We start from the raw sequence: 4,969 nt of genomic DNA, 5'->3' as shown, positions 1-4,969 counted from the left end.
ACTCGTAGAAGCTGCCGCGTTCGTCCAGGAACTGATGCGGCGTGATGTGGTAGGCGTCCGGCACAGCCATCTCTCGAACCTTCATGATGGCCACACCGTAGAGCGCCCGGATCGAGAACCGATCGAGTCCCGGCGGTGGGCGGATGGAGTCGACGGAGCCTGGAGGAGTCCTCGATCCGCGGCTGCTTCAGTGGGCGTGTGAGGTCCGAGTGCCCGCGTCGCAAGGCCTGAGAGGCCGACGGACGTGCGGGCGAAGAGGCCGGCGGACGTGCGGGCAGCGGGCCCGGAAGGAGCGGTGGCATGGCGGAGATCGGTGCGCTGGAACGGCCGGACGGCCCGGACACGGGGACCGGCCGGGTGGTGCTCCTCGGAGCGACCGGTTTCGTGGGCCGCCAGGTGGGGGCCGCGCTGGAGCGGGCCGGGTACGAGATTCTCGCCGTGGCCCGTCATCCCCGAAAGACACCCGCGTCCTGGCGTTTCCACCTCATGGACCTGGTCGCCGACGGGCCGCGGGCCCTGACCGAACTGATCGACGCGGAACGGCCGGTGGCCGTCGTCAACGCCGCCGGCGAGGTCTGGTCCCCCACCGCTGACGGAATGCGCCGCAACAACCGGCTGCTGGTGGACCGGCTGCTCTCGGCTCTCGCCGTCGCCGAGCCCCGGCCACGGTTGGTGCAGCTGGGCTCCGTGCACGAGTACACGCCGCAGCCCAACGGGGTGTGGCTCAACGAGTCCTCGCCGGAGGAACCGACGACGGACTACGGCCGGACGAAGCTCCAGGGCAGCCGTGCGGTACTGCGGGCCGTCGAGAAGGGCACCGTGGACGCGGTGGTACTGCGGTTGTCGAACGTGATCGGCGCGGGTACCCCGCGCGGCAGCCTCCTCGGCCAGGTGGCCGCCCAGCTGCTCGACGGCGCCGCGGACGGGCGGCCCGCGCAGGTGCGGGTGTCACCGCTGCGCAGCGTCCGCGACTTCGTGGACGCCCAGGATGTCTCGCGGGCCGTCGTGGCCGCGCTGTGCCTCCCCGGCGCCGGCGGGCATGTGCTGAACATCGCGAGCGGGGCCTCGCAGCACGTCCGGGACATGGTGGACCTGCTGATCACGCTCAGCGGGCGGCCGGCGCGGCTGGTGGAGGGTTCCGTCGCGGGGCCGCGTCCGCTGACGGACACGGACTGGATGGCCGTGGACGTGTCGGCCGCACGCACGATGCTCGGCTGGGAGCCGAGGTGCACGCCCCGCGACATGGTGGCGGACCTGTGGCGGGCAGCCGTGGAGCACCACGGCTGATCCGCCGTCGACCGACGGCGGACCTGAGCAGAAGCGGCTGCCCGGCGGGCGGACATCAGCCCGGCAGGAGGTCCAGGTCGGCCGTGCTGACACGGTCGGTCAGCACGTGTTGGCGCAGGTGCTGGAGACCGGGTGAGGGATCGAGGCCCAGTTCGTCCCGGAGCATCGCGCGCAGCCGCTGGTACACGTCCAGCGCCTCGCTGCGCCTGCCACACCGTTCCAGGGCGATGATGAGGCTGCCCTGGAACCACTCGTGCAGCGGGTGGGCGCAAGCGAGTTCCTTGAGCTCACCGACGAGTTCACGGTGCCGACCGAGGCGCAGGCCGACCGCGACGCGCAACTCCTCGGCCTGAAGGTGGAGTTCTTCGAGGCGCATGACGTATCCGTGCAGCGCCGGGCCCTGTGGGACGTCCGCGAAGGGCGGTCCGTCCCACAGCAGCAGGGCCCGCTCGACCAGCGCGGCGGCGCCCGGCGGGTCGTCGTCGGCGAGTGCCGCCCGGGCCCGGCCGGTGAGGAGCGCGAACTCCTCCGCGTCGCACTCCCCGGGCCCGACCCGCAGCAGATAGCCGTGGGCGTGGGTGACCAGCGGCCCCTCCTCGCCCGAGCCGGGTGCGTCGCCGCCGTGCAAAGCCTTGCGCAGCTGGTAGGCGTAGGTCTGCACGGTCGCGGTGGCGCTGCGGGGCGGGCGGCCCGGCCAGAGTTCGGCCGTGAGGGCGGCGAGCGGTACGACGGTGTTGCGGCGAGCGAGCAGCAGGGCCAGCACCTGACGCACCTTCGGCGCCGACGGGGTGACGTCGTGGCCGTCGGCCGATGCCCGCACGGAGCCGAGGGTGCGCCAGGTCAGCACGGGGCGGTCCCGGTCCGCGGATCGGGACGGGCGGCGTCTGCCGGAACCTGCGGGTTGTCCCGGTACCAGGCGACGGTCTCGGCGAGGCCCTCGGCGAAGTCCTTCTGCGGTTTGTATCCGAGTTCGACATGGGCCTTGCGCCAGTCCACGGAGTAACGGCGGTCGTGGCCCTTGCGGTCGATGACGTACTCCACCCTGTCCCAGCCGACGTCGCAGGCCTCGAGGAGGAGTTCGGTGAGGCTGCGGTTGTCGAGTTCGGTGCCGCCGCCGATGTTGTAGATCTCGCCGGCCCTGCCGCCCGTGCGGACCAGTTCGACGGCGCGGACGTGGTCGTCGATGTGAAGCCAGTCGCGCACGTTCAGGCCGTCGCCGTAGAGGGGAACCCGGTCACCGGCGAGGAGCCGGGTCACGAACAGCGGGATGATCTTCTCCGGGAACTGGTGGTGCCCGTAGTTGTTGGAGCAACGGGTGACGCGTACGTCCAGACCGTGCGAGCGGTGGTAGGAGAGGGCGACCAGGTCGCTGGCCGCCTTGGACGCGGCGTACGGGGAGTTGGGGTGCAGGGGCTGTTCCTCGGAGCAGGAGCCCTCGGGGATGGAGCCGTAGACCTCGTCGGTGGAGATGTGCACGAACCGGTCGATGCCGTGGCGCAGGGCCGCGTCCAGCAGGGTCTGGGTGCCGAGCACGTTGGTGCGCACGAACTCGGTGGCGCTGGCCAGGGACCGGTCCACATGGGACTCGGCGGCGAAGTGCACCACCTGGTCGTGGTCGGCCATCAGGCTGTCGACGAGAACGCTGTCGCAGATGTCGCCGACGACGAGCCGGTAGCGGTCGCTGTCCGCGACGGGGTCGAGGTTGGCGAGACTGGCGGCGTAGGTGAAGGAGTCGAGGACGGTGACGGTGACGTCGTCGGGGCCGAGGGGTCCGAGCAGGGTCCGGACGTAGTGGGAACCGATGAAGCCGGCACCGCCGGTGACCAGGATGCGCGTCTGACTCATCTGGGTGCGGCGCGTCTCAGGGCGTGCCGAGGGGGGCGCCGTCCTCCTTCCTCAAGGTGGGCGAATGGGGTCGGGCCGGCACCGGGGGATTCAGCCGGCTGCGGTGAGGCGTTCCAGTTCCTGAACGAGGTCGTGTGGCGTGGGCATGGCGGCCGCCTCGTCGCGCAGACGGCGTGCCTCGGCGGCGTAGGAGGGGTCCTCCAGGAGGCGCCGGGTGAGGTCCGCGACCCGGTCGGCGTCGGCGTCGGTGTGGTGCACGTGGAGTCCGGCCCCGCTGTCCTGCAGTGTCCGGCCGCGTAGTTCCTGGTCGGCCACCAGGGTGGACAGGGCGAGCTGCGGCACGGCGTTGACCAGGGCGGTGGAGAAGGTGCCCCAGCCCCCGTGGTGGACGATGGCGGTGCAGCTGGGGAGCAGGGTACTGAGGGCGAGGCCGCTGACGGCCCGGACGTTGGGGGGCAGGTCGCCGAGTTTCTCGGCCTGTTCGGGCATGAGGGCGGCGACGATGTCGGCGTCGAGCCGGGACAGGGCTCGCAGGATGTCGGCCACGGCCACGTAGTCGCCGCCGTAGGCCTCGGTGTTGGTACGGCCCAGAGTGACGCACACCCGGGGCCGCTTGGGCTGCTCGCGCAGCCAGGGCCACTGCACGGACGCGCCGTTGTAGGGCACGTACCGCATGGAGAGCCGGCGCAGGTCGGAGGGAGGGCGCAGGCTCGGGGGCAGCGTGTCGATGGTGAACTGTCCGTTGAGGAGTTCCTCGTCGCAGCGCACGCCGTAGGCGCTTCCCCGTTCGTCGATCCAGTCGGCGAGCGGATCGGCGCGCTGGTCCTCGGGCATGTCCTCGGCGAGTTCGACGAACGTGGCGCGGGCCTGGCCGTAGACGTCGGCGCACCACAGCAGACGGGCGTGGGCGGCGCCGCAGGCGCGGGCGGCGATACCGCCCGCGTAGGCGATGGGGTCGCGGACGACGAGGTCGGGCCGCCAGTCACGGGCGAGGGCGACGAGGTCGTCGAGGATCGGGTCGTTGTAGCGGGCGAAACCGTACGGGACGCTGATCTTGTAGCGGGCGAGCAGGCTCGCGTGGTCGACGTCGCCGTAGCCGAGACGGCTCCAGTTGGCGACGTCCGCGTCCTGCGAGTCGCGTGCGACGGCCATGTCGCGGTGCAGGTCGTGGTCGCTGCCGACCGGGGCGGCCACCAGTCCGGCGCCGGTGACGGCGTCGGTCAGGGACGGCGCGTTGGCCATCAGCACCTCGTGCCCGGCGGCCGTCAGAGCCCAGGCGAGCGGAACCATCGTGAAGACGTGCGACTTCTCCGGCAGGCAGGCGAACAGGACGCGCATCGGTTGATCTCCTCCTCAGGGGGCGGCCCGGGACGGCGCTCAGGCCGGGGGCCTACGGTCCTCGCCCACGGAAAGGGCGCTCATCGGGCAGGACTCGACGGCCTCCCGGACGTCGGCGAGCCGAGCGTCGTCCGGGCGCTCGACCAGCAGCAGCGCCAGTCCGTCATCGCGCTGGTCGAAGACCTCGGGGGCGATGAGGGCGCACTGACCGGCGCCGATGCACCTGTCGTGGTCGATCGCGATGTCCATGGGAGGCCTCCTGCGTGCGTGCCGGTCCGGTGGGATGCCGGGGCGAGCCCATCTTGCGGTGCGGGAGCGGGGGTTCGGCCGCCGGGAGACCGCTGTCTGGGATTTCCTCCAGAGATTCGGCAGCCGCGGCACCGGCGCGGCGGCCCGGCGACCGGCCGCGCCGGCCGGTACTCGGTGAATCCCTAGACTGCGTGGCCTTCCCTGGTCCGGCGCGGGGCCGCCGTGCTGGAGTGACCGGCGGACGGAAGGC

At 72.0% G+C, this 4,969-nt stretch carries 5 protein-coding genes; 1 reads left to right on the top strand and 4 read right to left on the bottom strand.

Annotated features, from left to right (window positions below):
• The first annotated feature begins 300 nt into the window (after positions 1–300).
• Positions 301–1,287 (top strand): NAD-dependent epimerase/dehydratase family protein, encoded by a 987-nt coding sequence (locus tag AWZ10_RS42820; protein WP_060893834.1) that lies wholly within the window; start codon positions 301–303, stop codon positions 1,285–1,287.
• 55 nt (positions 1,288–1,342) lie between these two features.
• On the opposite strand, the gene AWZ10_RS42815 is transcribed toward AWZ10_RS42820, so the two are convergent.
• The 4 genes from AWZ10_RS42815 to AWZ10_RS42800 form a co-directional block, all read right to left on the bottom strand.
• Positions 1,343–2,134: an AfsR/SARP family transcriptional regulator gene (locus AWZ10_RS42815; protein ID WP_060893833.1), complete on the bottom strand. Its 792-nt coding sequence runs from the start codon at positions 2,132–2,134 to the stop codon at positions 1,343–1,345.
• Positions 2,128–3,132 (bottom strand): dTDP-glucose 4,6-dehydratase, encoded by a 1,005-nt coding sequence (rfbB, locus tag AWZ10_RS42810; protein WP_060893832.1) that lies wholly within the window; start codon positions 3,130–3,132, stop codon positions 2,128–2,130. Before rfbB ends, AWZ10_RS42815 begins: the two co-directional genes overlap by 7 nt.
• 90 nt (positions 3,133–3,222) lie before the next feature.
• The gene (locus tag AWZ10_RS42805) at positions 3,223–4,470 is read right to left on the bottom strand and encodes an activator-dependent family glycosyltransferase (RefSeq protein WP_060893831.1); all 1,248 of its coding nucleotides are present in this window, start codon (positions 4,468–4,470) and stop codon (positions 3,223–3,225) included.
• 39 nt (positions 4,471–4,509) lie between these two features.
• The gene (locus tag AWZ10_RS42800; protein WP_060893830.1) at positions 4,510–4,719 is read right to left on the bottom strand and encodes a ferredoxin; all 210 of its coding nucleotides are present in this window, start codon (positions 4,717–4,719) and stop codon (positions 4,510–4,512) included.
• Between the last annotated feature and the right edge of the window lie 250 nt (positions 4,720–4,969).

The sequence above is a fragment of the Streptomyces europaeiscabiei genome (assembly GCF_001550375.1).
In the GTDB taxonomy this organism is placed as follows: domain Bacteria; phylum Actinomycetota; class Actinomycetes; order Streptomycetales; family Streptomycetaceae; genus Streptomyces; species Streptomyces europaeiscabiei.
The sequence above is the reverse complement of the archived record's forward strand: the minus strand, read 5'-3'. Positions and strand labels throughout refer to the sequence as shown.